The following is a 22,454-nucleotide window of genomic DNA, read 5'->3' on the forward strand; positions in this document are numbered from 1 at the left end:
ACTGCCATGCCTGATTGAAAACTGCAAGTATCAGACAAAGTTAGCGTTTAAAGCGAGGGCGGCCCGTAAAACGGTGCTGACCTCGTTAAATCAGTGGCTATTGTACAGATGTGTACTGAAAAGTTAAAAAATTGTAGCAATTATTTTGATTGCTTATATCTATCAGTATGACGCCACCGGAAGGTCGCGTCATATCAGCATCAGGCGTTGATGATATCGCTCAGGTGCAGTTCGTCAGAGATCTGCTTCACCCACTGCTCTACGCGCTCTGCGGTCAGTTCAGGCTGACGGTCTTCGTCAATGGCCAGGCCGACAAAGTGATCGTCATCAACCAGGCCTTTTGACGCTTCAAAGTGATAACCTGCCGTTGGCCAGTGACCCACAATCGTTGCGCCGCGCGGTTCAATGATATCGCGAATGGTGCCTAACGCATCACAGAAGTACTCGGCATAATCTTCCTGATCGCCGCAGCCAAACAGTGCTACCAGCTTACCGTTGAAGTCTACCTCTTCCAGGGTCGGAAAGAAGTCGTCCCAGTCACATTGTGCTTCACCGTAGTACCAGGTAGGGATGCCCAGCAGCAGAATATCGTAGCCCGCGAGATCTTCTTTGCTGCTTTTGGCAATGTCATGCACATCGGCGACATCCTTACCTAGCTGCTTTTGAATCATCTTCGCGATATTTTCGGTGTTGCCGGTATCGCTGCCGAAAAAGATGCCTGTGATTGCCATGAGTAAAATAACCTCTTGATACTTATTGATATGGTGGTGACGTATTGCACACGGATAAGGGCAATCATAGCAGAACAGAGAAGTACGCGGAAATAGCAATCACGTCCGACTGCACTCTCTGCTACATGAAAAGGGATTTAAGGCGCTTTTTCAGACAATGTCCTGCCCGTGCAACAGCGCAAGCTGGCTCAGCAGGATCTCTTCAATAAGCTCGCTGCGGCTGATTTGCCGCGCCTCCGCCAGCTCGTTCAGGGCATCAACCGCGTCAGCGTTCAGCTTCAGTTCCACACGCTTCAGGCCGCGTACTTTATCGCGTTTCAACTGATTGCGCTTGTTGATACGTAGCTGTTCATCACGCGCAAGGGGATTGGTTTTGGGTCTTCCCGGGCGACGCTCATTCGCGAACAGATCTATTGTCGTACGGTCCGTTTGTTCTTTTGCCATGATTAAGAGTGACTTCGGGGAAACAAGCAGCCGGGCCATTGCCCGGTTGGGTAGCGCGCCATCATACATTAGTGCAGGAAGCACGCCAACGCCCGCGGGCAATCTGGCGTGCGGACGTTGGATTTTTAATCAGGCGCGGTCGCCCAGATAGCGACGGATTGCGCGCAACACCGCCTCCGGTTTTTCCGCATGCACCCAGTGGCCCGCTCCGGCAATCACATGCGCCTTCGCCTGCGGAAATTGTGCCAGCAGCGGCTCACGGTACGCCTCGCTGACATATGGAGAATTGCCGCCGGGAATAAACAGCGCCGGCTGATCCCACGCCGGGACCGTCTCCCAGCCAACAATGTGCGGATATTGCTCCCACAGCACCGGCACATTAAAACGCCATTCACCGTCGACAAAGGATTTCAGCAAAAACTGGATCACGCCTTCTTCACTCAGGTGTTCACGCATCACCGCAGCCGCCTGTTGCCGGGTGGTGCTGCCCGCATCGGTGACGGCATTAATCGCGGCAAAGATTTCATCGTGGCGACGCACGGCGTAATCGACCGGGGCAATATCAATGGCGACAAGCCCGTCAATCCGCTCTGCCGCCAGCGCGGTCAGGGCCATGACCGCCTTACCGCCCATGGAGTGACCGATAAAAGTGGCTTTCTCAATCCCGTGTTCATCCAGCGTATCCACAAGATCCTGCGCCATCGCGGAATAAGTCATCTCCGGATCGCGGGGCGAGAGACCATGGTTACGCATGTCTACCTGGAGGATGTCGTAATCGCTGACCAGATCGCGGGCAAGAATGCCCAGATTATCGAGGCTGCCGAACAGTCCGTGAACCAGTACGATCGGTGAAGCGTCAGACGATTGTTGTGCAGATTGCGTGCGGGTATTTAATTTCATAGCAAAGATCTTTTTTTCGCTCTGGCAGGTTAAGGTATTATGGTGAACATTCTGCCGCGGGGCTGCAAGCTTTCAGAAGTTTCCGGACTTTTGCGGTCATCCAGGCTTGACGCTATCCGCAGTTGAGATTTGCCCTTATAATCTCAATAACTTGTACTCAAAAATATCGTACTGGATCAAGATGAAAACGATCGAAGTTGATGATGAGCTCTATCGCTATATTGCCAGCCACACCCAGCACATTGGTGAGAGCGCGTCCGACATTTTACGGCGCATACTGAAATTTTCTGCCGCATCACAGCCTGTCACGCCGGTAAATAAAGCGGTGAGTGCACCCGCCCCGGTGGTTGAAAAAAAACCGGTTAACACCCCTAAAGATAACGTCCGCGCGATGCGTGAGCTACTGTTGTCTGATGAATATGCCGAACAGCGCAAGGCGGTAAACCGCTTCATGCTGATCCTGTCTACACTTTATTCACTGGATAACACGGCGTTTGCCGAAGCCACCGAGTCACTGCACGGGCGTACCCGCGTGTACTTTGCGGCTGACGAGCAAACGCTGTTACAAAGCGGTAATCAGACTAAACCGAAACAGGTGCCGGATACCCCCTACTGGGTGATTACTAATACCAATACCGGCCGTAAATGCGGCATGATTGAACATATCATGCAATCAATGCAGTTCCCGGCGGAACTGATTGAGAAGGTTTGCGGCACTATTTAACCCTTGCATCAAAAGGATCAGGCAATGGCAGTTCACAATCGTGCGGGGCAGCCTGCACAACAACGTGATTTGATCAACGTCGCGCAGCTGACGTCTCAGTATTATGTCCTGAAACCGGAAGCGGGCAACCCGGAACACGCCGTGAAGTTCGGCACTTCCGGCCACCGCGGTAGCGCAGCTCGTCAAAGCTTTAATGAACCTCACATTCTGGCAATTGCGCAGGCGATTGCCGAAGAGCGTGCGAAAAACGGCATTACCGGTCCTTGCTACGTTGGCAAAGATACCCACGCGCTGTCGGAACCGGCATTTATTTCCGTTGTGGAAGTGCTTGCGGCGAACGGCGTGGACATGATTGTCCAGGAAAACAACGGCTTTACGCCGACGCCTGCGGTTTCAAACGCTATTCTGGTGCACAACAAAAAAGGCGGCGCACAGGCTGACGGCATTGTCATTACGCCGTCGCACAACCCACCGGAAGATGGCGGTATCAAATATAACCCGCCAAACGGTGGCCCGGCCGATACTAACGTCACTAAAGTCGTGGAAGATCGTGCTAACGCGCTGCTGGCTGATGGTCTGAAAGGCGTCAAGCGCCTGGCACTGAATGACGCGCTGGCCTCCGGTCACGTCAAAGAGCAGGATCTGGTGCAGCCGTTCATCGAAGGGCTGGCTGAAATCGTCGATATGGCGGCAATCCAGAAAGCGGGCCTGACGTTGGGTGTCGATCCGCTGGGGGGGTCCGGCATTGAATACTGGAAACGCATCGCTGACTATTACAAGCTCAACCTGACCATCGTAAACGATCATGTCGACCAGACGTTCCGCTTTATGCATCTGGATAAAGACGAAGTGATCCGCATGGACTGCTCTTCTGAATCCGCGATGGCAGGGCTGCTGGCGCTACGGGATAAATTCGATCTGGCGTTTGCTAACGACCCGGATTATGACCGCCACGGTATTGTGACCCCGGCCGGTCTGATGAATCCGAATCACTATCTGGCGGTGGCGATCAACTACCTGTTCCAGCATCGCCCCCAGTGGGGCAAAGACGTTGCGGTGGGTAAAACCCTCGTTTCATCAGCAATGATTGACCGCGTGGTAAACGATCTGGGCCGTAAGCTGGTGGAAGTGCCGGTTGGCTTCAAATGGTTTGTTGACGGTCTGTTCGACGGCAGCTTCGGCTTCGGTGGTGAAGAGAGCGCAGGGGCTTCGTTCCTGCGTTTCGACGGCACTCCGTGGTCAACAGACAAAGACGGCATCATTATGTGCCTGCTGGCGGCAGAAATTACCGCCGTTACCGGGAAAAACCCGCAGCAGCATTATGACGAACTGGCGGCACGCTTTGGTGCGCCAAGCTACAACCGTCTGGGCGCGAGCGCCACGTCAGCACAGAAAGCCGCGCTGTCTAAACTCTCTCCGGAGATGGTCAGCGCCGACACTCTGGCAGGCGATCCTATCACCGCGCGTTTAACCGCGGCACCGGGCAATGGCGCAGCGATTGGTGGGCTGAAGGTGATGACCGACAACGGCTGGTTCGCCGCCCGTCCGTCAGGTACCGAAGACGCATACAAAATCTACTGTGAAAGCTTCCTGGGTGAAGAACACCGTAAGCGCATTGAAAAAGAAGCCGTAGAGATTGTCAGCGAAGTGCTGAAGAACGCCTGAGAGTAGTATTTACCGTAACGCCTCCTTCGGGAGGCGTTTTGCGTTATGGCAACCGTCCGTGGATATCGGGAACCATTCAGACGGCGTACAAACGTTTTACTGTAGAATAATGCCTGGCGGCGCTTCGCTTGCACAGGCCTGCGGGTTGCATATAAGTTGTTAATATTGTTGATTTTCGTAGGCCGGGTAAGGCGAAGCCGCCACCCGGCAAAACGACGCATACACTCGCAAAACCAGGTTTTTCACCAACCGTAAAGGCTCCCGCAGGAGCCTTTCCTCTTTATCCCCTTACCCGTGCTTATTCTTCAGTTCAAACCTCGGCGACACCAGCCCGTACAGCGTCCAGCCCATAAAGGTGACCATCGCGCCGTACAGCATCGCTTCCTCCCCCGAGGAGTAGAGCGCGTAAAAGCTATACACCGCGCCGATAAATGCCACCACGTTTGCCGCCTTTGCCTTGCGCGGATCGACTTTCGCGACCTTCTGAATGATCACCAGCGCCGCCATCGACAGGATATACGGGATGATATTGGTCACCACCGCCAGATTGACCAGCACATTAAACTGACTGTTCAGCGACGGGCTGATGGTCATCAGCGAAAGCCCACTCTGGAAGATGACAATTGCCAGCATCCCCTGAACCGGCGCGTCGGCCTTGCTCAGGCGCGAGAAAATTTTCGGGAAATAGCCTTCGTCAGCGGACGATTTAAACACCTGGGCGATGGTAAACTGCCAGCCGAGCAGGGAGCCGCAGCAGGACATCACCATCAGCCCCATGATGATTTTACCGACGCCAGGCGTAAACATCTGCGCAAACGCCACGCCGAACGGGGCGGTGGAGTGGGCGAGATCCATATTCGGTACAATTCCGGCAATCACGTTGGTCGAAACGATATAAATCACCGCCGCGCCAAGCGTACCGCCGAGCACGGCAATGGGCACGTTTCGCTCCGGATTTTCCACCACGTCGGTATTCGCACAGGCCGACTCCAGGCCGAGAAATGCCCACAGCGTCATGGCGATGGAAGAACCCACCGCGCTAAAGAACGGCACGTTATGCGGATTCCACGACGCCGCGTACAGTGACGGGCTGAACCAGAACCAGCCAATCAGGCACAACCCCACCACCGGGATGATCACCCCCCAGACGGTGATGCTACTGATCTGCCCGGTGATGCGCGCGCCGCCGAAATTGGCTACCGTACAAATCCACAGCACGCCGATGGTCGTGAGACCAATCTGCACCGGGCTGAGGGATAATCCCAGCAGCTCAGTACCGTAACCTACCGCCGAAATGGCAATCGCAACGTTGGCAATCAGCAGCGACACGCCGTAGGTGTAGTTAGCCATAAAGTTGCCGGACTTGCCGAAGGCATACTCGGCATAGCCGCCCATCCCGCCGGATTTACGGCTGAACATCCCGCATTTGGCGAAGGCCCACGCCAGTGCCATGGAGCCGACGGCGGTAACCAGCCAGGAGATAATCGAAATGGTGCCCACCTCGGCCAGTTTGGTTGGCAGCATAATGATCCCGGAACCCATCATGTTAACCATCGTCAAAATGGTGAGCTGGACCACGCCCATTTTATTGGACTTGCTCATAATTGCTCTCCTTTCAGCAGAGTGGCGGAGGTTTTCTCCGGCGTAATGACGTTGCACCATACCTGTTTGCGGCCATCCTGCTCCTGGATATAGACGCCCTGTAATTCCGGCGCGAAACCCGGCAGAAGATTAATGCCTTCCTCAAGCGCGCTAAAATAACGCAGCACCGCGCCGCCCCAAATTTCCCCCGGCACGACGCACAGTACGCCCGGCGGGTAAGGGAGCGCGCCTTCTGCCGCAATGCGACCTTCAGCATCCTGTAAGCGCACCAGTTCCACCTGACCGCGAAGATACGCGTAATTGGCTTCCTGCGGATTCAGGCTGACGCGCGGGAAATGCGCCTTGCGGAACATCTCTTTTTGCAGTTGCTTCACATTATGCCGGGCGTAGAGGTCATGCATTTCCTGGCAAAGCTGGCGCAGAGAATAATCCGCGTAGCGATCCTGATACTGACGATACAGCGACGGCAACACGTCGCGTAACGGCGCGTCGGTCTCCAGCAATTTTTCAAAGCGCACTAACAACGCTACCAGCTGTTGCAGCTTGGCCATGTCCTCCGCCGGGGTCAGCAGGAACAAAATGGAGTTGAGATCGCATTTTTCCGGCACAACGCCATTTTCACGCAGGAAGTTGGCGAGGATCGTCGCGGGTACGCCGAAAGCGTCATACTCTCCGCTGGCGGTATTAATGCCAGGCGTGGTCAGCAGCAGTTTGCAGGGATCGACAAAATATTGATGATCGGCGTAGCCCTCAAAGGCGTGCCAGTGTTCGCCCGGCACAAAGTGGAAGAAACGCAGGTCGCAGGCAATATCGGCGGTCGGCCAGTGTTGCCACGCTTTCCCATCCACCTGTTCAGGCACGAACGGACGAATGTGCTGACAGTTTTCGAGGATCAGCTTGCGCGCGTCGATCCCCTGAGTTACGCAGTCCATCCACATATTTCGTCCGCACTGGCCCTCGTGCATTTGCGCATTAATGTCCAGGGCGGCAAAGAGTGGATAAAACGGGCTGGTGGAGGCGTGCATCATAAAAGCGTTATTCAGGCGTTTGTGCGGAACGTAGCGCGGCTGGCCTTTAATGTGGCGGTCCTTTTTATGGATTTGTGACGTCTGCGAGAAACCGGCCTGCTGTTTATGCACCGATTGGGTCACCAGTATACCCGGATCGTTTTCATTCAGCTCCAGCAGCAGCGGCGAGCAGTCCGCCATCATCGGGATAAATTGCTCATACCCGACCCACGCGGAATCGAACAGGATGTAGTCGCAAAGATGACCAATCTTATCCACCACCTGACGGGCGTTATAAATGGTGCCGTCGTAGGTGCCCAACTGGATCACCGCCAGGCGGAACGGTCGCGCGTCGCGGGCGCGCTGCGGCGCGACGTCGGCGATCAGCTCGCGCAGATAGCGTTCTTCAAAACAGTGGGCATCAATGCCGCCGATAAAGCCATACGGATTACGGGCGGTTTCGAGATACACCGGCGTTGCGCCCGCCTGCAACAGGGCACCATGATGGTTCGATTTATGGTTATTGCGGTCGAACAGCACCAAATCCCCCGGCGTTAATAACGCATTCAGCACCACTTTGTTGGCCGATGAGGTACCGTTGAGGACGAAATAGGTTTTATCGGCGTTATAGACGCTGGCCGCGTGCTGTTGCGCCGTGCAGGGTGCGCCTTCGTGGATCAATAAATCGCCCATCGCCACATCGGCATTACAGAGATCCGCGCGGAACAGCGTTTCGCCAAAGAACTCGACAAACTGATTGCCCGCCGGATGGCGACGGAAAAATTCACCGCCCTGATGACCGGGGCAGTCAAAGGCGCTGTTACCCTGGTTAACGTAGTCTACCAGCGCACGGAAGAAGGGCGGACGCAGTTGCGTTTCATATTTTTGTGCGGCGGCTTCAAGCTGGCGACCGTAGTAATCATTGCGGGTTTCATCGTATTCAAATACGCCCTGAATGCGTGCCAGATATTCTGCCGGCACTCGTTGATCGTTATTTATGGCAATAAACACCGGCAGGTGATAACCGGTAGCGTCGATCTCATCAAGTTTGCCCGCTTCTACGTCGTCGATGGTTAAGACAACGGCGGCAACATTAATAAAATGGGTTTCAGCGGTACTGACAATATCGCGCTGAGTACAAAAACAGTCAGGGCAGGCACGGCTAACGGCAATTTTTAATTGAGACATAATAAACTCTTTATTTTAGATAATAGTGTTCCTTCAATTTCCTGAGCAGGAAATTGATCGAGCCGGAAAAAAAGCAACAGGTACTCGCTGATGAAATATCAGTTATATGCTTTTTTAAGATGACATAAACCCTGCCAGTCCGGGGGCTGGCAATGCAGGATTCAGGTAAGGCGAGCGCTGTCTGCTACAGGTAACATCCTGTATTACAGAGATTTCAGGAACGTTGCTATGCTGAAGCGCCCGAGGTCAGAAGACTATCGGGCGTTAAAGAAATGAAAGTCAAAACTATTGCGGTGGGCAAACATCATAATATGTGTTGTCCGCCTGATATGTGGCATAATTCGGCTATTGTTTTCCATATTCATCACCATTCATGAGTCAATTGAAGGTATGCTCATTTTATCCAGAAAAGCACCTTTAACTGTGAAGCTGATCACCAAAAAACGATCTATACAGAAATAATTATCCATAATTTATGCATACTGGCGGTCAGGTGCTGTTTATGTAAATGAATTGTGAATAACAAGTAATGGCCTTTATTTTAATGAGTTTTATCCCGGGCAATATAATTGTCCGGAGATAAAAGAGGTAAATAACAGGAAGGAATGAATAGTTATTCAAAACATAAAGCGATAGCCGATTCCCGTTTCCGTTAATAAATGGCGGGGGCGGGCCGGATCGACCTCTAATTTCTGGCGTAAATGTCCCATATAAATGCGTAAATAGTGACTATGTTCAACGGCGTTAGGTCCCCACACCTGGTTTAACAGTTGACGCTGGGTTAATACTTTTCCGGCATTATTGAGCAATACCGCCAGCAGGCGAAATTCAATCGGCGTCAGATGAACGTCTTCGCCGTCACGTAAAATTCGCCGTGCGGCCAGATCCACTACCATCGCGCCAAACTTTACCTGCGGTTCATTTTTTTGTCCGCTGGCGTGGCGACGCAGCGCTACCCGCAGGCGAGCCTGTAATTCACCAATCCCAAAAGGTTTACTGAGATAATCGTCGGCACCCGCATCAAGGGCGTCGATTTTGTCGGTCTCCTCAGCACGTGCCGACAGGACGATGATCGGCATCTGGCTCCACAGCCGGACTTCGCGAATAAAATCGATGCCGTCGCCGTCCGGCAGCCCAAGGTCGAGGATGGTCAGGTCCGGTTTACGGCTGGCGGCTTCGAGCAGGCCGCGCTGCAAAGTATCGGCCTCAAATACGCGCAGCCCGTCCGCTTCCAGCGCGGTGCGCAGAAAACGGCGAATCGCCTGTTCATCTTCAATAATTAAAACGTTAATCATAGCGCTCATCAAATTCCTCAAGCCGGGGTGCCGCATCCTGCGGTAGCGTAACACGAAAACAGGCTCCCCCCTGCGGACGGTTACTGGCGGTAAGCGTACCGCCGTGAACGCTGACGATGGCCTGACAAATCGCCAGCCCTAATCCCACGCCCGGAATGGCTGACTCTTTCATGCCGCGGGCAAACTTATCGAAAATACGCTTTTCCTGCCCGGCAGGAATGCCCGGCCCGCTATCCCAGATTTCCAGCACCAGTTGTCCATCCTCCATCCAGGCGTTAAGCCCGACCTGTGCCCGGTGTCCGGCATATTTAAGGGCGTTTTCCAGTAAATTGATCAGCACCCGCTCAAACAGCGGACCGTCAACATGGATAAGCGTCAACGGCTCACGAAGCCCCAGGTCGATGGGACGGCTGCCTGGCTCAAGGCTCTGTAGCGCGCTGCCGACGACTTCCTCCAGCGTCAGCCACTCTTTTTTAAGGTTAAAGCCGCCCGACTGGATACGCGCCATATCCAGCAGGTTATTGACCAGCCGCGTGGTGTTCAGTACGTGCTGGCGAATTTCACTGGCTTGCGGCGCATGCTTCGACCCCTCACTGGCCAGATCGAGGGTCAGAATTTCCGCCTGACCAAACAGTACCGTCAGCGGCGTACGTAAATCGTGCGAAAGTGCCGCAAGCAGGGCATTACGCACGCTTTCACGTTCGCTCGCCAGTCGCGCCTGTTGCTCACTGGAGGTCAACGCCAGACGTTCCAGCGCGCTGGCAATCAGCAGCGTAAAGGTTTCCAGCAGCCGCTGTTGTTCCGGGATCATCAACTGGCGCAGACTGCCCGGCTCAACGACGACCAGCCCGTGCGTCCGGCTGGCGCTTTTCAGCGGCAGAATTTGGTACGGCACGCCGGGCAGGGTATCGGTGCCCGCCCCGGCAGGCTGCCCGCGATCGTAGCTCCAGCGGGCAATCGCTTCGTCCCAGGGGGTGATGCCGGGCTGCGGCGTCAGTGGCATCAGCCGCGCCCCGGCGTCGGGAAATAACAGCTGGCTGCGGGCCTGAAACGTGGACTGTATAAACTGCTCGCCGATGTTCGCGACATCCTCCGTGCTGCGACTGACGGCGAGCCGCCGCGACATCTCATACAAATGGCGGGTACGCTGCTCGCGATAGCGGGCAATCCGCGCCTGGTAGCGCATTCCCGCCGTCAAATTACCGATCACCAGCCCGACAATCAGCATCACGATAAAGGTCAGAATGTACTGCACGTCTGAGACGGCGAGGGTGCCATGCGGGGCAATGAAAAACAGATCGAAGCTGACCACATTCACTACGGTCGCCACTACCGACGGCCAGCGTCCGTAGCGCAGGGCGACCAGCACCACCGCCAGCAGATAAATCATCACCAGGTTAGTGGGATCGAACGCCGTGAGCCACTGCATGGCCATCAGCGTGATCCCGGCGCACAGCGCGAGCGCAACAGCGCAGCCCGTAAACTGAACGCGCCAGCGCTCCCGCACAGAACGCGTATCGCTGGCGCGCGGTGGCGTGGCAGGAGGGTCATCCAGCGCAACAATCATTAAATCCAGATCCGGCGCGTGGCGGGCCAGCCGCCCGGCAAAAGAATCGCCCTGCCACCAGCGACGGCGGGTTTGCCGTCCCAGCACGATCTTGCCAAGATTGTGCTCGCGGGCATAGCGCAGGACCGCTTTCTCTTCTGACGGATCGGCGAGGGTCGCGGTCTCCGCCCCCAGCTCCTGCGCCAGCCGCAGCGCGCTGAGGATCGCCTGGCGCTGCGCGCGTGCAAGACGGTGCAGACGCGGCGTTTCGACATATACCGCATGCCAGACGCTGCCGAGTTTTGCCGCCAGACGCGCGGCGGTGCGCACCAGCTTTTCGCTGCCGGTCTGATGACCGATACACAGTAAAATGGCATCGCGGGTATGCCACACCTTTTCCTGTCCCTGATGTTCCCGCCAGACCCGCATCTGATCATCAACACGGTCGGCGGTGCGGCGCAGGGCCAGCTCGCGCAGGGCGTAAAGATTACCTTTACGAAAGAAGTTTTCGATCGCCCGTTCAGCCTGCCCGGCAAGGTAAACTTTTCCCTCGTGCAGACGCTGGCGTAAATCGTCGGGTGGGAGATCGACCAGTACGACATCATCGGCAGCATCGAACACCGGATCGGGTACGGTTTCCCGCACCTGAATGCCGGTAACGCCGCTGACCACGTCGTTAAGACTTTCCAGATGCTGCACATTGAGGGTGGTAAAGACATCAATGCCCGCTTCAAGCAGTTCCTCAACATCCTGCCAGCGGCGGGGATGGCGCGAGCCGGGCGCATTACTGTGCGCCAGTTCATCCATCAGGATCAGGGCCGGACGCCGCGCCAGCGCCGCATCCAGATCGAACTCCCGTACCTTGCGCCCACGATGGGCAAGGGTACGCGGAGCCAGCACCGCCAGCCCGTCGAGCATCGCCGCCGTCTCTTTACGTCCGTGGGTCTCCACCACGCCCGCCAGAATATCCAGCCCCTGAGCGCGCAGGCGCTGTGCTTCCGCCAGCATCGCCCAGGTTTTTCCCACCCCCGCGCAGGCACCAAAAAAAATCTTCAGCCTGCCCCGGTGGGTGGTGGCAGTTTGTTCCAGCAGGCGATCGGGATCGGGACGCTGCGGCTCGTCGGTCATTTATTATCCTTTACCTCATCGAGGGCAATATTCAGCTCAACAATATTTACCACAGGTTGACCGAGAAAGCTGAACAGCGGTTTTTGCGTGGCCTGGTCAATCAGCGGTGCGATCTGTTCAACCGATAACTGACGCGCTTTAGCCACGCGCGGCAGCTGCCAACGGACGGCCTGCGGCGTGAGGTTATTATCCAGACCGCTGGCGGAGGCGGTGACCAATTCGGTCGGTACCGCGCCAGCCGCGTCCGGGTTTTCCGCCCGCAGCGATTTAACCCGTTCAGCAATAGCGCTGTCCTGCGCCGGATTGCTTACCGCAAGATTACTGCCGCCGGACGCTCCGGCGTTATAGGGACTGTCCGCCGTTGCCGACGGGCGACCGTGAAAATAATCAGGCCGGGTAAAATTCTGGCCGATCAGAGAAGAGCCGCGCACGCCGTTTTCACCCTTAATAAGCGAGCCGTTAGCACGGTCGCTAAACCACCATTGACCCAGCGCGGTGGTCAGTAGCGGATATACGCCGCCGGTCAGCACGGTTAACAACAACATCAACGAAAACGCAGGACGTAACAGAGACATATTCACCTCACGCCAGACCCAGCAGGGTCAGCAATATATCAATAAGCTTAATGCCGACAAAAGGCACAATCAGACCGCCCAGACCGTAGATCCATAAATTACGCCGCAGCATGGCAGAGGCGGACAGCGGCTTATAACTGACGCCACGCAGCGCCAGCGGGATCAGAAAGACAATAATCAGCGCGTTAAACATCACCGCGCTGAGGATGGCGGAGGAGGGGGAGTGCAGATGCATAATATTCAGCACGCCAATCTGCGGCCAGGTGGCAACGAAGGCCGCCGGGATAATGGCAAAATACTTCGCCACATCGTTGGCCAGGCTAAACGTGGTCAACGAACCGCGGGTCATCAGCATCTGTTTACCGATATGCACCACTTCAATCAGTTTGGTGGGATTGGAATCGAGATCCACCATATTGCCTGCCTCTTTTGCCGCCTGGGTGCCGGAGTTCATCGCGACCGCGACGTCAGCCTGGGCCAGCGCCGGGGCATCGTTGGTGCCGTCCCCGGTCATGGCAACCAGACGACCTTCTGCCTGATACTGGCGGATCAAGGCCAGCTTCGCCTCCGGCGTGGCTTCCGCGAGGAAATCATCCACCCCGGCTTCGGCTGCAATAGCGGCGGCGGTCAGGCTGTTATCACCGGTGATCATCACCGTCTTGATCCCCATCTCCCGCAGGCGGGCAAAACGCGCTTTAATGCCGCCTTTAACGATGTCTTTCAACGCGATGACCCCCAGTACCCGCGAACCTTCCGCCACCACCAGCGGCGTGGCCCCCTGACGGGCGACCTCTTCAACGCTGCGCTCAACGTCTGCCGGAAACTGTCCGCCATTGCTTTCCACATGGCGGCGAATAGCATCCACTGAACCTTTGCGGATCGCACGGTCATCGACGTTAATCCCGCTCATTCTGGTCTGGGCCGTAAACGGAATAAAGGTGGCGTGCAGCGACTGGATATCGCGCTCGCGCAGGTTGAAGCGCTGCTTTGCCAGCACCACAATACTGCGGCCTTCCGGGGTTTCATCGGCCAGCGAGCTGAGCTGCGCCGCGTCAGCCAGCGTTTTCTCCTCCACGCCCTGCGCAGGAATAAACGCCGATGCCTGACGGTTGCCGAGCGTGATCGTCCCGGTTTTGTCCAGCAGCAGAACATCCACGTCGCCCGCCGCTTCTACCGCGCGTCCGCTGGTGGCGATGACATTGGCGCCCAGCATCCGGCTCATCCCGGCGATGCCGATGGCCGAAAGCAGGCCGCCGATGGTGGTCGGGATCAGACACACCAGCAGGGCAATCAGCGCGGTCACGCTCACCGGTTCGCCTGCATATGCTGAGAAAGGCCACAGTGTCGCGGTCGCCAGCAGGAACACGATGGTCAGGGCGATCAGTAAAATAGTCAGCGCAATCTCGTTGGGGGTTTTACGTCGCTGCGCGCCTTCCACCATCGCAATCATCCGATCCAGAAAGGTTTCGCCCGGATTGACGCTGCATTCGATCACCAGCCAGTCGGAGAGGATGCGCGTCCCGCCGGTGACCGATGCAAAATCGCCGCCGGATTCGCGGATCACCGGTGCGGATTCGCCAGTGATCGCGCTTTCATCCACCGACGCGCCGCCTTCAATCACTTCGCCATCGCAGGGGATGATGTCACCGGCTTCGACCCGCACGATATCGCCTTTACGCAGACTGGCGGCCGGAACGCGTTCACCGTCGGCATCATGCGTTGGGCCGTGAAGTTTCCAGGCAAATGCCGTTTTCTGTACTCCTTTCAGGCTGCTGGCCTGGGCTTTACTGCGTCCTTCAGCCATCGCTTCTGCTACGTTGGCGAACAGCACCGTAAACCACAGCCACAGGCTAATGGCGGCGGTGAAGCGCCAGTCGCCCGCTAACTGGCCCATCAGCATGGCGATAGCGAGTCCGGAGGTGAGGACGCTGCCCACCCAGACGATAAACATGACCGGGTTGCGAAGCTGAACGTGCGGACTTAATTTTTTTAGCGATGCTACAGCGGCTTGCCGCATCAGCGCAGGTTCGAATAACGCCTGTTTTTTGCGATTCATTATGTGTTCCACCGGCTCAACGTAACGAAAGAAATTCTGCCACCGGTCCGGAGACCAGCGCGGGAATAAAGGTCAGGGCTCCAACCAGTAAGATGGTGCCCATCAGCAGGCCGACAAACATCGGCCCGGTGGTAGTCAGCGTTCCGGCGCTGGCGGGCTGGATTTTTTTCGCTACCAGCGAACCGGCAATCGCCATGAGCGGAATAATCACCCCGAAGCGACCCGCCAGCATGCAAAACGCCAGCAGACCGTTCCAGAACGGCGTATTGGCGCTTAATCCGGCAAAGGCGCTGCCGTTATTGTTGGCGGCGGAAGAGACGGCATACAACACCTCGCTAAAACCGTGCGCGCCGGGATTTAACATCCCGCTACGCCCGGCTTCGGTCATCATCGCCAGCGCTGTGCCACATAGCACCAGCGCCGGGGTGACGAGGATCGCCAGCGCGGTCATTTTCATCTCGCGGACATCGATTTTTTTACCCAGATATTCCGGCGTGCGCCCGGTCATCAGCCCGGCGATAAATACCGCCAGCAATACGAACAGCAACATGCCGTATAGCCCCGAGCCGACGCCGCCAAAAACCACCTCGCCAATTTGCATCAGCCACAGCGGGACCATGCCGCCGAGCGCGGTGAAGGAGTCATGCATGGCGTTGACCGCCCCGCACGACGCCGCGGTGGTGACGACCGCGAACAGGCTGCTGGCCAGAATACCGAAGCGGCTCTCTTTACCTTCCATATTCAGGCTGCTGTCAGCCCCCAGCGGCAGCAAATGCGGATTACCCTGCGTTTCTGCCCACATCACCACCGCGGCACTCACGATAAAGATCAGCGTCATGGCCCACAGCAGCGTATGGCCCTGACGGCGATCGCCCACCGCTTCGCCAAACGCAAAACAGAGCGCGGCGGGAATAAGGAAAATGGCCAGCATCTGCACAAAATTGGTCAGAACCGTCGGGTTTTCAAACGGATGTGAGGAGTTAGCGTTAAAAAAGCCGCCGCCGTTGGTGCCGAGCATCTTGATCGCTTCCTGCGAGGCGACAGGTCCCATCGGCAGCCACTGTTGAACACCTTCGAGCGAGGTGATGGACTGATACGGCAACAGGTTCTGAATCGCGCCCTGTTGAATGAAAAACAGCGCTAACAGCAGCGACAGCGGCAGCAGGATCCACAGCGTGATGCGGGTGAGATCCACCCATGCATTGCCCAGCGTGTCCCTGCTCCGGCGAGCAAAGGCGCGCGTCAGGGCAAAGATCACCGCTATCCCGCTGGCAGCAGAAAGGAAGTTTTGCACCGTTAGTCCAGCCATCTGACTGAAATAGCTCATGGTGCTTTCGCCAGCATATGACTGCCAGTTGGTATTGGTGACAAAACTCACCGCAGTATTCAGTGCCAGATGCCAGGAAAGGCCGGGCAGATGCTGCGGATTCAGCGGCAGCACATCCTGAAAGAGGAGCATAAAAAACAGGACCAGCAGACCCAGCAGGTTAAAAAGCAGGATCGCCAGCAGGTAATGTCGCCAGTTCATCTCCTCGCCGGAAATGCCCAGCAGTTTCCACAGCGCGTTTTCCACACGCCTGACGCCGGGCAAGGTATTGCCAGCAATCATCCCCGCGAGTAGTGTCCCGGTCGGACGGGCAAGAATAAACAATACCAGCAGAAAACTGGCGATCAGGAGAAATCCTTGTGCGGCCATCAGAATGCCTCCGCGTTAAGCAGGGCATACACCAGCCACGCCAATAACAGGATCACCAGCACCACGCCAGCTATTACGCCTGTACCCACACTTCACCTCCACATCATTAGTGATATGCGCTGAAGGTAGGCGTTAGCGTGCAAAGATTTTGCAAAAATCCACGCTGGCGATGTAAAAAAAGTATAAAAATGAGGTTGCGGGTACTTCCGGCTTGCGGGGATGTGCGCCGTTTTGCCGGGTGGCGGCTTCGCCTTACCCGGCCTACAAATTTCGCATAATCAACAGGTTATACACTCGCCGTAGGCCCGGTAAGCGCAGCGCCACCGGGCATCATTCAAATCCGGCATTATCAATAAGCTATGTGGTTATCGGAGGCCCGGTAAGCGCAGCGCCACCGGGCATCCTTCTGCGACATAAACATTTGTAACCCGCCAGATAAAAATGGCAATACCCATTATTTAACTAATGGTTAGTATTAATTTAACTTTTATGTAACTTAATTACGCCGTGAATGTAAATGATGCTTAAATAACCTGAAAAAAGTGGTCGGATGAGTAGTAAAATTACACGATAAGCGGTATTATTTTAATCAGAGAACGATTTCCGGTTAACGTTACCGGCCAACTTAAGGGGGAGAACTCTATGAATATGTATAAAGATTACTCAGCGAGCACCGTGTTAATTCGTCGTATTTTCGTCCTGCTGGCGGGGATTATTGCGTTACCGGTGATGCTGTTCTGGAAAGATCGTGCACGCTTCTATAGCTATCTGCATCGTATCTGGTCAAAAACCAGCGAAAAACCGGTATGGATGGATCAGGCTGAAAAAGCAGCCTGTGATTTTTACTAAGCAAGATTACACACAGCAACAATAACGATTTCCATCCTCTTATGGCCCGTCTTAACCCGACGGGCCATTTTTTTGCCGGATGCTGACTACACTTACTCCTGAGAATAATCAGGAGCCGCTATGAGTGACAAAATTCCTGTGGGCGTCAGCGCCTGTGTTGTGGGGGAACAGGTCCGTTTTGATGGCGGACATAAACGGCTGACCTTTGCCGTCGATGACTTAGCCTCGTGGGTCCGTTTTGAACCCGTTTGCCCCGAGATGGGGATTGGCCTGCCGGTACCGCGTCCCGCGCTTCGGCTGGTCAAAAGCAGCGAAGGCGACATCGGCCTGCGCTTTAGTGATAAACGCGAAGGTGACTTAACGGCGGACATGGAAGCGTTTGCCCGCCAGCGTATCCGCCATTTCGAACATTTATGCGGCTATATCGTCTGTGCGAAATCACCCAGTTGCGGTATGGAGCGGGTGCGCGTCTACGATGCCGATGGCAAAAATAATCGCAAAGCGGGGCGCGGAATTTATACCCGTATACTGATGGAGACGTTTCCCTGGCTGCCGGTCGAAGAAGACGGGCGGCTGCACGATCCGCTGATCCGCGAAAACTTCGTCGAGCGCATTTATGCCCTGCATGAACTGAATTCACTGCGGGAGGCCGGGCTGACCCGCGGCGAACTTATTGCTTATCATAGTCGCTACAAGCTTTTATTATTGGCCCATTCACAGCCAAAATATCGCGAGCTGGGGCGGTTTGTGGCGGCGATCAACGAGTGGGCATCGCTTGAGGACTATTTTGTTGAGTATCGCCAGCGGCTAATGGATCTTATGTCCATGCCCACCTCGCGTCGCAACCATACGAATGTGTTGATGCACGTGCAGGGGTATTTCCGTAAGCAACTCAATTCACGCCAGCGTCAGGAGCTGGCGGCGCTGATTGACCGCTATCGCCAGGGGCTGCAACCGCTGCTGGCCCCGGTGACGCTGATCAAACATTACATGGCTGAATATCCGGATGCTTATCTGGCGGGACAACGTTATTTTGATCCCTGGCCTGAAGAGTTACGCTTACGTTACGGACATTAATTTATGACCACCCATTTGGTCTGGTTTCGGGCCGACTTACGTCTTCATGACAATCTGGCGCTGGCAGCGGCATGTCGGGATCGACATGCCAGAGTCCTGGCGCTGTTTATCGCTACCCCTGAACAGTGGGAAGCGCATCATATGTCGCCGCGTCAGGCGGCGCTGCTGGTCTCTCAGCTTAATGCCCTGCAAACGGCGCTGGCGGAGAAAGGCATTCCGTTGCTGTTTAAACAGGTCGCCGATTTTGCCGCCAGCATTGAGGCGGTAAAGCAGGTGTGCGGGCAGGAGCACGTCAGCGATCTTTTTTATAATTATCAATATGAACTGAATGAACGGCAGCGTGATGCGCAACTGGAAAAAACGCTGAATAACGTTGTGTGCCAGGGCTTTGATGACAGCGTTATGCTGGCACCGGGCAGCGTGATGACCGGCAATCATCAAATGTATAAAGTGTTTACCCCGTTCAAAAATGCGTATTTACGTCGCCTGATGGACGGCCTGCCGGAATGCGTTGCCGCACCGTCAGTGCGCGAGAGCGGGCCGCTGACGGGGTCGCTCACCACCATTAATATTGACTATCCGCAGGAGCCGTTTGACGAGCAGCTTTTTGCGGCGGATGAAGCCGCCGCCATCGCCCGTCTGCGCGAATTTTGTCGCCACGGCGCGGGGGAGTACGAGCAGCGACGCGATTATCCAGCGATCGACGGCACCAGCCGCCTGTCGGCCTGCCTGACCCTCGGCGTACTTTCCCCGCGCCAGTGTCTGAACCGTCTGCTGGCGGAGCAGCCGGAAGCGCTGTCCGGCGGGGCTGGTGCTGTCTGGCTGAACGAGCTGATCTGGCGGGAATTCTATCGTCATCTGATGACGTACAATCCGTCACTGTGCCGCTACCGGCCTTTCATTGGCTGGACGGATAATGTGCAGTGGCAGCAGGATGACGCGCACCTTGCGGCGTGGAAAGATGGCAAAACCGGCTACCCCATCGTCGATGCGGCCATGCGGCAAATGAACGCGACCGGCTGGATGCACAACCGGCTGCGGATGATCGCCGCCAGCTTTCTGGTAAAAGATTTGCTGATCGACTGGCGCAACGGCGAGCGTTATTTTATGTCGCGGCTGATTGACGGCGATCTGGCCGCCAACAACGGCGGCTGGCAGTGGGCTGCCTCGACCGGCACCGATGCCGCGCCGTATTTCCGCATCTTCAATCCAACCACTCAGGGCGAGAAATTTGACCGTGACGGGGAATTTATACGTGAATGGCTGCCGGAGCTGAAAGACGTGCCGGGGAAGGCGATACATTCGCCGTGGGAATGGGCGGAGAAGAGCGGCGTGACGCTCGATTATCCGCGCCCGGTCGTGGATCATAAGCAGGCGAGAAAAACCACGCTGGCGGCTTATGAAGCCGCGCGGAAAGGGGCATAAAAACGGCCTGTCTGCCCGGCAGTTTCGCTGCCGGGCAATATAATATCAGCTTTCAGCAACCGCCATCCGCTGATTCCGTACCCGTATCGCCTGGTACAGCCAGATAAGCAAAACAATACCCACGCACGCCAGGGCACCCCAGGTTATCTCGCTGAACACATTGATGTAGGCATCAATCGAATAGTTAATCGCCCCGGAGGCATCGAAAGCGCCCTGCGACGTCCGGTCGGCGATGACGCCTGCCAGGTAGTTAGCAATCGCGCCGGAAAGCAGCATATAAATGCCGGTCAGCACGCCGGTGACGCCGGGGATTTCAATGCGGGTGATTTGCGACATCGCTACCGGGTCAATAAACAACTCGGCAAAGCCCATTACCGCCAGCCCTAGGATCATTAACGGCATTGAAGAATGTCCATAGGTGGCCGACCAGCGGGCGCTCAGGGTCAAAATACAGAAACCGGCACTCATCAGGCCAAGGCCCAGCGCAAATTTACCCCAAATTCGCACCGTGCGATTGCCGCTGACGCTCTCTTTCACCAGCCACGCCAGTACCACGCCGCACAGCATGACGGCAAAGGCATTGACCGACTGGAACATGGCGGTCGGGACGTCGTAGCCGAGAATGCCGCGGTCGACGAAACGGTCGATATAGAGGCTAATCGAACTGCCGCCCTGCTGCGCAAATGCCCAGAACAACAGGCTAAACAGCGTCAGAGTAACGATGAGCCCCAGTTCTTTACGCTGCTTCTGGGTTTGCGCCTGACGATAAATTTTCACCAGAACGGCGAACCCTATCAGGGTTGCGGCGATCAGCGCATAGACCGACCACGCTTTCCAGAACAGAACGGTAATGGCCAGCGGGGCAACCACCAGCAGCACCAGCAGCCAGCTCCAGTTAGGCAGGACAAAGGTTCTGGCACGCAGCGCGGCGTGGTTCACCCCGGCGGTCTGGGTAAAATGACGGTTGCCGCACAGGAAGATAATCAGCCCGGCCAGCATACCGATAGCCGCCAGCGCGAAGCCCATTGCCCAGCTGTACTCTTCCTGCACGTAACCGCAGGCGATAGGAGCAACAATGGAGCCGACGTTGCCCGCCGCATACAGCAGAGAAAACCCGCCGTCGCGACGCGGATCCTGCGGTTCATACAGTTCTCCCAGCAGGCAGCTGATATTCGACTTAAACAATCCATAGCCGCAGACGATAATCGCCAGTGAAAGATAAAGAAACGTTGGCGCAACCTCGCTGGCACCGAGCACCAGATGCCCGACAGCCATCAGACACGCGCCGATCATCACCGCCATTCGGTTGCCCAGAATTTTATCAGCCAGAAAACCGCCGAGGATCGGCGTGACGTAGACCAGGGAACAATAGGCGCTAAACAGTTCGTAAGCGTGATTGTCGTCGTACTTAAGCTGGTTGGTGAGATACAGGATCAGCAGCGCGCGCATGCCATAAAAACTGAAGTATTCCCAAATTTGCAGTGCGACCACATAGTAAATGGCGCGTGGCTGTGAAGCTTTTCTATTCATGATATTCCCGGTCTAAATCGCAGGGCAAAAGCCCGGTGCGTAACGGCTTACAGTGATACAGATCTAATAATTTATGCAATATGCTGTTTGCTTGCATAAATATACATGAAGCGTGGCGGATAATGCTAAGCAATTTGAGTCTTTATGCACAATGATCCGCAAGATTATGCGAGGTATTATTAAGGCTTATAATTGGCTGTCGACGAGGACGCGCGGGGACGCTATGGTAGGTCTGTCAATGGCACAAGGGGTAAAGCGAATAATGATGAAAAACACCGAACTGGAACAGCTGATCAACGAGAAACTGAACAGTATCACCTTCAGTGACTATGGTCCGAACGGCCTGCAGGTAGAAGGTAAAGAGACGGTGCAGAAGATCGTCACGGGCGTCACCGCCAGTCAGGCGCTGCTTGATGAAGCCGTGCGCCAGCAGGCCGACGCGGTGATTGTGCATCATGGCTATTTCTGGAAAAACGAAGCGCCTGTTATTCGCGGCATGAAGCGAAATCGCCTGAAAACGCTGTTGCAAAACGATATCAATCTGTATGGCTGGCACCTGCCGCTGGACGCGCATCCGGAACTGGGCAACAACGTTCAGCTTGCCGCGCTGCTGGGGATCACGGTGAAGGGCGAAATCGAGCCGCTGCTGCCGTGGGGAGAACTCTCCATGCCGGTGCCGGGGCTGGAGCTGGCCTCGTGGATCGAAGCCCGTCTGGGACGTAAACCGCTATGGTGCGGCGATACCGGACCGGATCTGGTGCAACGCGTGGCATGGTGTACCGGCGGCGGCCAGGGATTTATTGATAATGCGGCGCGCTTCGGTGTGGATGCTTTTATTACCGGTGAGGTTTCTGAACAAACCATCCATTCCGCGCGTGAACAGGGGCTGCATTTTTATGCTGCCGGGCATCATGCGACCGAACGCGGTGGTATTCGCGCACTGAGCGAATGGCTGACTGAAAACACCGATCTGGATGTTACCTTTATCGATATTCCGAACCCAGCGTAAAAAAGAG

The 22,454-nt window shown here is 55.8% G+C and carries 19 protein-coding genes; 6 read left to right on the forward strand and 13 right to left on the reverse strand.

Annotated elements, in window-relative coordinates:
• Window positions 1-200 precede the first annotated feature (200 nt).
• The 3 genes from fldA to ybfF all read right to left on the reverse strand — a co-directional run bounded on the left by fldA (window position 201) and on the right by ybfF (window position 2,075).
• On the reverse strand, window positions 201-731 hold the full coding sequence (gene fldA, locus P0H77_RS07505; protein ID WP_276164270.1) for a flavodoxin FldA: 531 nt from the start codon (window positions 729-731) through the stop codon (window positions 201-203).
• 150 nt (window positions 732-881) lie between these two features.
• The gene (ybfE, locus tag P0H77_RS07510) at window positions 882-1,175 is read right to left on the reverse strand and encodes a LexA regulated protein (RefSeq protein WP_276164271.1); all 294 of its coding nucleotides are present in this window, start codon (window positions 1,173-1,175) and stop codon (window positions 882-884) included.
• Between the two features lie 129 nt (window positions 1,176-1,304).
• Window positions 1,305-2,075 (reverse strand): esterase, encoded by a 771-nt coding sequence (ybfF, locus tag P0H77_RS07515; RefSeq protein ID WP_276164272.1) that lies wholly within the window; start codon window positions 2,073-2,075, stop codon window positions 1,305-1,307.
• Window positions 2,076-2,256: 181 nt separating this feature from the next.
• Between ybfF and seqA the strand changes: the two genes are divergently transcribed.
• Both seqA and pgm read left to right on the forward strand, forming a co-directional pair.
• Window positions 2,257-2,799 (forward strand): replication initiation negative regulator SeqA, encoded by a 543-nt coding sequence (gene seqA / locus P0H77_RS07520; protein WP_276164273.1) that lies wholly within the window; start codon window positions 2,257-2,259, stop codon window positions 2,797-2,799.
• A 24-nt stretch (window positions 2,800-2,823) separates the two neighbouring features.
• Window positions 2,824-4,464, forward strand: coding sequence for a phosphoglucomutase (alpha-D-glucose-1,6-bisphosphate-dependent) (gene pgm, locus P0H77_RS07525; protein WP_276164274.1), 1,641 nt, complete (start codon window positions 2,824-2,826; stop codon window positions 4,462-4,464).
• A 288-nt stretch (window positions 4,465-4,752) separates the two neighbouring features.
• Here pgm and potE read toward each other — a convergent pair whose 3' ends face one another.
• The 9 genes from potE to kdpF form a co-directional block, all read right to left on the reverse strand.
• Window positions 4,753-6,066: a putrescine-ornithine antiporter gene (potE, locus tag P0H77_RS07530; RefSeq protein WP_276164275.1), complete on the reverse strand. Its 1,314-nt coding sequence runs from the start codon at window positions 6,064-6,066 to the stop codon at window positions 4,753-4,755.
• Window positions 6,063-8,261 carry an ornithine decarboxylase SpeF gene (gene speF, locus P0H77_RS07535; protein WP_276164276.1) on the reverse strand — a complete coding sequence of 733 codons (2,199 nt, stop codon included), beginning with the start codon at window positions 8,259-8,261 and terminating at the stop codon, window positions 6,063-6,065. The genes potE and speF overlap by 4 nt, the downstream gene beginning before the upstream one ends.
• Before the next feature lie 254 nt (window positions 8,262-8,515).
• On the reverse strand, window positions 8,516-8,620 hold the full coding sequence (gene speFL / locus P0H77_RS07540; RefSeq protein ID WP_148872342.1) for a leader peptide SpeFL: 105 nt from the start codon (window positions 8,618-8,620) through the stop codon (window positions 8,516-8,518).
• Between the two features lie 258 nt (window positions 8,621-8,878).
• A complete protein-coding gene (kdpE, locus tag P0H77_RS07545; protein WP_276165070.1) occupies window positions 8,879-9,556 on the reverse strand; it encodes a two-component system response regulator KdpE in 678 nt (225 codons plus the stop codon).
• Window positions 9,549-12,230, reverse strand: coding sequence for a two-component system sensor histidine kinase KdpD (kdpD, locus tag P0H77_RS07550; protein WP_276164277.1), 2,682 nt, complete (start codon window positions 12,228-12,230; stop codon window positions 9,549-9,551). Before kdpD ends, kdpE begins: the two co-directional genes overlap by 8 nt.
• Window positions 12,227-12,805, reverse strand: a complete 579-nt coding sequence (gene kdpC, locus P0H77_RS07555) for a potassium-transporting ATPase subunit KdpC (protein WP_276164278.1) — start codon at window positions 12,803-12,805, stop codon at window positions 12,227-12,229. The genes kdpD and kdpC overlap by 4 nt, the downstream gene beginning before the upstream one ends.
• A gap of 7 nt (window positions 12,806-12,812) precedes the next feature.
• Window positions 12,813-14,861, reverse strand: coding sequence for a potassium-transporting ATPase subunit KdpB (gene kdpB, locus P0H77_RS07560; RefSeq protein ID WP_276164279.1), 2,049 nt, complete (start codon window positions 14,859-14,861; stop codon window positions 12,813-12,815).
• A gap of 16 nt (window positions 14,862-14,877) precedes the next feature.
• Window positions 14,878-16,557 (reverse strand): potassium-transporting ATPase subunit KdpA, encoded by a 1,680-nt coding sequence (gene kdpA, locus P0H77_RS07565; protein ID WP_276164280.1) that lies wholly within the window; start codon window positions 16,555-16,557, stop codon window positions 14,878-14,880.
• Entirely contained in the window at window positions 16,557-16,646 is a 90-nt protein-coding gene (gene kdpF / locus P0H77_RS07570; protein WP_194205470.1) for a K(+)-transporting ATPase subunit F, read from the reverse strand. The genes kdpA and kdpF overlap by 1 nt, the downstream gene beginning before the upstream one ends.
• Before the next feature lie 553 nt (window positions 16,647-17,199).
• On the opposite strand from kdpF, the gene P0H77_RS07575 reads away from it, so the two are divergent.
• From P0H77_RS07575 to phrB, 3 genes are all read left to right on the forward strand, one after another.
• Window positions 17,200-17,406, forward strand: coding sequence for a YbfA family protein (locus tag P0H77_RS07575; RefSeq protein ID WP_276164281.1), 207 nt, complete (start codon window positions 17,200-17,202; stop codon window positions 17,404-17,406).
• Between the two features lie 120 nt (window positions 17,407-17,526).
• A complete protein-coding gene (locus P0H77_RS07580; protein ID WP_276164282.1) occupies window positions 17,527-18,483 on the forward strand; it encodes a DUF523 and DUF1722 domain-containing protein in 957 nt (318 codons plus the stop codon).
• Between the two features lie 3 nt (window positions 18,484-18,486).
• Window positions 18,487-19,908 (forward strand): deoxyribodipyrimidine photo-lyase, encoded by a 1,422-nt coding sequence (gene phrB, locus P0H77_RS07585; protein ID WP_276164283.1) that lies wholly within the window; start codon window positions 18,487-18,489, stop codon window positions 19,906-19,908.
• Window positions 19,909-19,953: 45 nt separating this feature from the next.
• Here phrB and dtpD read toward each other — a convergent pair whose 3' ends face one another.
• Complete coding sequence (gene dtpD / locus P0H77_RS07590) at window positions 19,954-21,438, reverse strand: dipeptide permease DtpD (protein ID WP_276164284.1); 1,485 nt, start codon at window positions 21,436-21,438, stop codon at window positions 19,954-19,956.
• A gap of 265 nt (window positions 21,439-21,703) precedes the next feature.
• Here dtpD and P0H77_RS07595 point away from each other — a divergent pair, with 265 nt between their 5' ends.
• Complete coding sequence (locus P0H77_RS07595) at window positions 21,704-22,447, forward strand: type 2 GTP cyclohydrolase I (protein WP_276165071.1); 744 nt, start codon at window positions 21,704-21,706, stop codon at window positions 22,445-22,447.
• The last annotated feature ends 7 nt before the right edge of the window (window positions 22,448-22,454 follow it).

The organism is Superficieibacter sp. HKU1 (assembly GCF_029319185.1).
GTDB lineage: Bacteria > Pseudomonadota > Gammaproteobacteria > Enterobacterales > Enterobacteriaceae > Superficieibacter.

Excerpts from the sequence above, each read along its gene's own strand:
- fldA (WP_276164270.1), bottom strand. The coding sequence starts at position 731 with ATGGCAATCACAGGCATCTTTTTCGGCAGCGATACCGGCAACACCGAA.
- ybfE (WP_276164271.1), bottom strand. The coding sequence starts at position 1,175 with ATGGCAAAAGAACAAACGGACCGTACGACAATAGATCTGTTCGCGAAT.
- ybfF (WP_276164272.1), bottom strand. The coding sequence starts at position 2,075 with ATGAAATTAAATACCCGCACGCAATCTGCACAACAATCGTCTGACGCT.
- seqA (WP_276164273.1), top strand. The coding sequence starts at position 2,257 with ATGAAAACGATCGAAGTTGATGATGAGCTCTATCGCTATATTGCCAGC.
- pgm (WP_276164274.1), top strand. The coding sequence starts at position 2,824 with ATGGCAGTTCACAATCGTGCGGGGCAGCCTGCACAACAACGTGATTTG.
- potE (WP_276164275.1), bottom strand. The coding sequence starts at position 6,066 with ATGAGCAAGTCCAATAAAATGGGCGTGGTCCAGCTCACCATTTTGACG.
- speF (WP_276164276.1), bottom strand. The coding sequence starts at position 8,261 with ATGTCTCAATTAAAAATTGCCGTTAGCCGTGCCTGCCCTGACTGTTTT.
- speFL (WP_148872342.1), bottom strand. The coding sequence starts at position 8,620 with ATGGAAAACAATAGCCGAATTATGCCACATATCAGGCGGACAACACAT.
- kdpE (WP_276165070.1), bottom strand. The coding sequence starts at position 9,556 with ATGATTAACGTTTTAATTATTGAAGATGAACAGGCGATTCGCCGTTTT.
- kdpD (WP_276164277.1), bottom strand. The coding sequence starts at position 12,230 with ATGACCGACGAGCCGCAGCGTCCCGATCCCGATCGCCTGCTGGAACAA.
- kdpC (WP_276164278.1), bottom strand. The coding sequence starts at position 12,805 with ATGTCTCTGTTACGTCCTGCGTTTTCGTTGATGTTGTTGTTAACCGTG.
- kdpB (WP_276164279.1), bottom strand. The coding sequence starts at position 14,861 with ATGAATCGCAAAAAACAGGCGTTATTCGAACCTGCGCTGATGCGGCAA.
- kdpA (WP_276164280.1), bottom strand. The coding sequence starts at position 16,557 with ATGGCCGCACAAGGATTTCTCCTGATCGCCAGTTTTCTGCTGGTATTG.
- P0H77_RS07575 (WP_276164281.1), top strand. The coding sequence starts at position 17,200 with ATGAATATGTATAAAGATTACTCAGCGAGCACCGTGTTAATTCGTCGT.
- P0H77_RS07580 (WP_276164282.1), top strand. The coding sequence starts at position 17,527 with ATGAGTGACAAAATTCCTGTGGGCGTCAGCGCCTGTGTTGTGGGGGAA.
- phrB (WP_276164283.1), top strand. The coding sequence starts at position 18,487 with ATGACCACCCATTTGGTCTGGTTTCGGGCCGACTTACGTCTTCATGAC.
- dtpD (WP_276164284.1), bottom strand. The coding sequence starts at position 21,438 with ATGAATAGAAAAGCTTCACAGCCACGCGCCATTTACTATGTGGTCGCA.
- P0H77_RS07595 (WP_276165071.1), top strand. The coding sequence starts at position 21,704 with ATGAAAAACACCGAACTGGAACAGCTGATCAACGAGAAACTGAACAGT.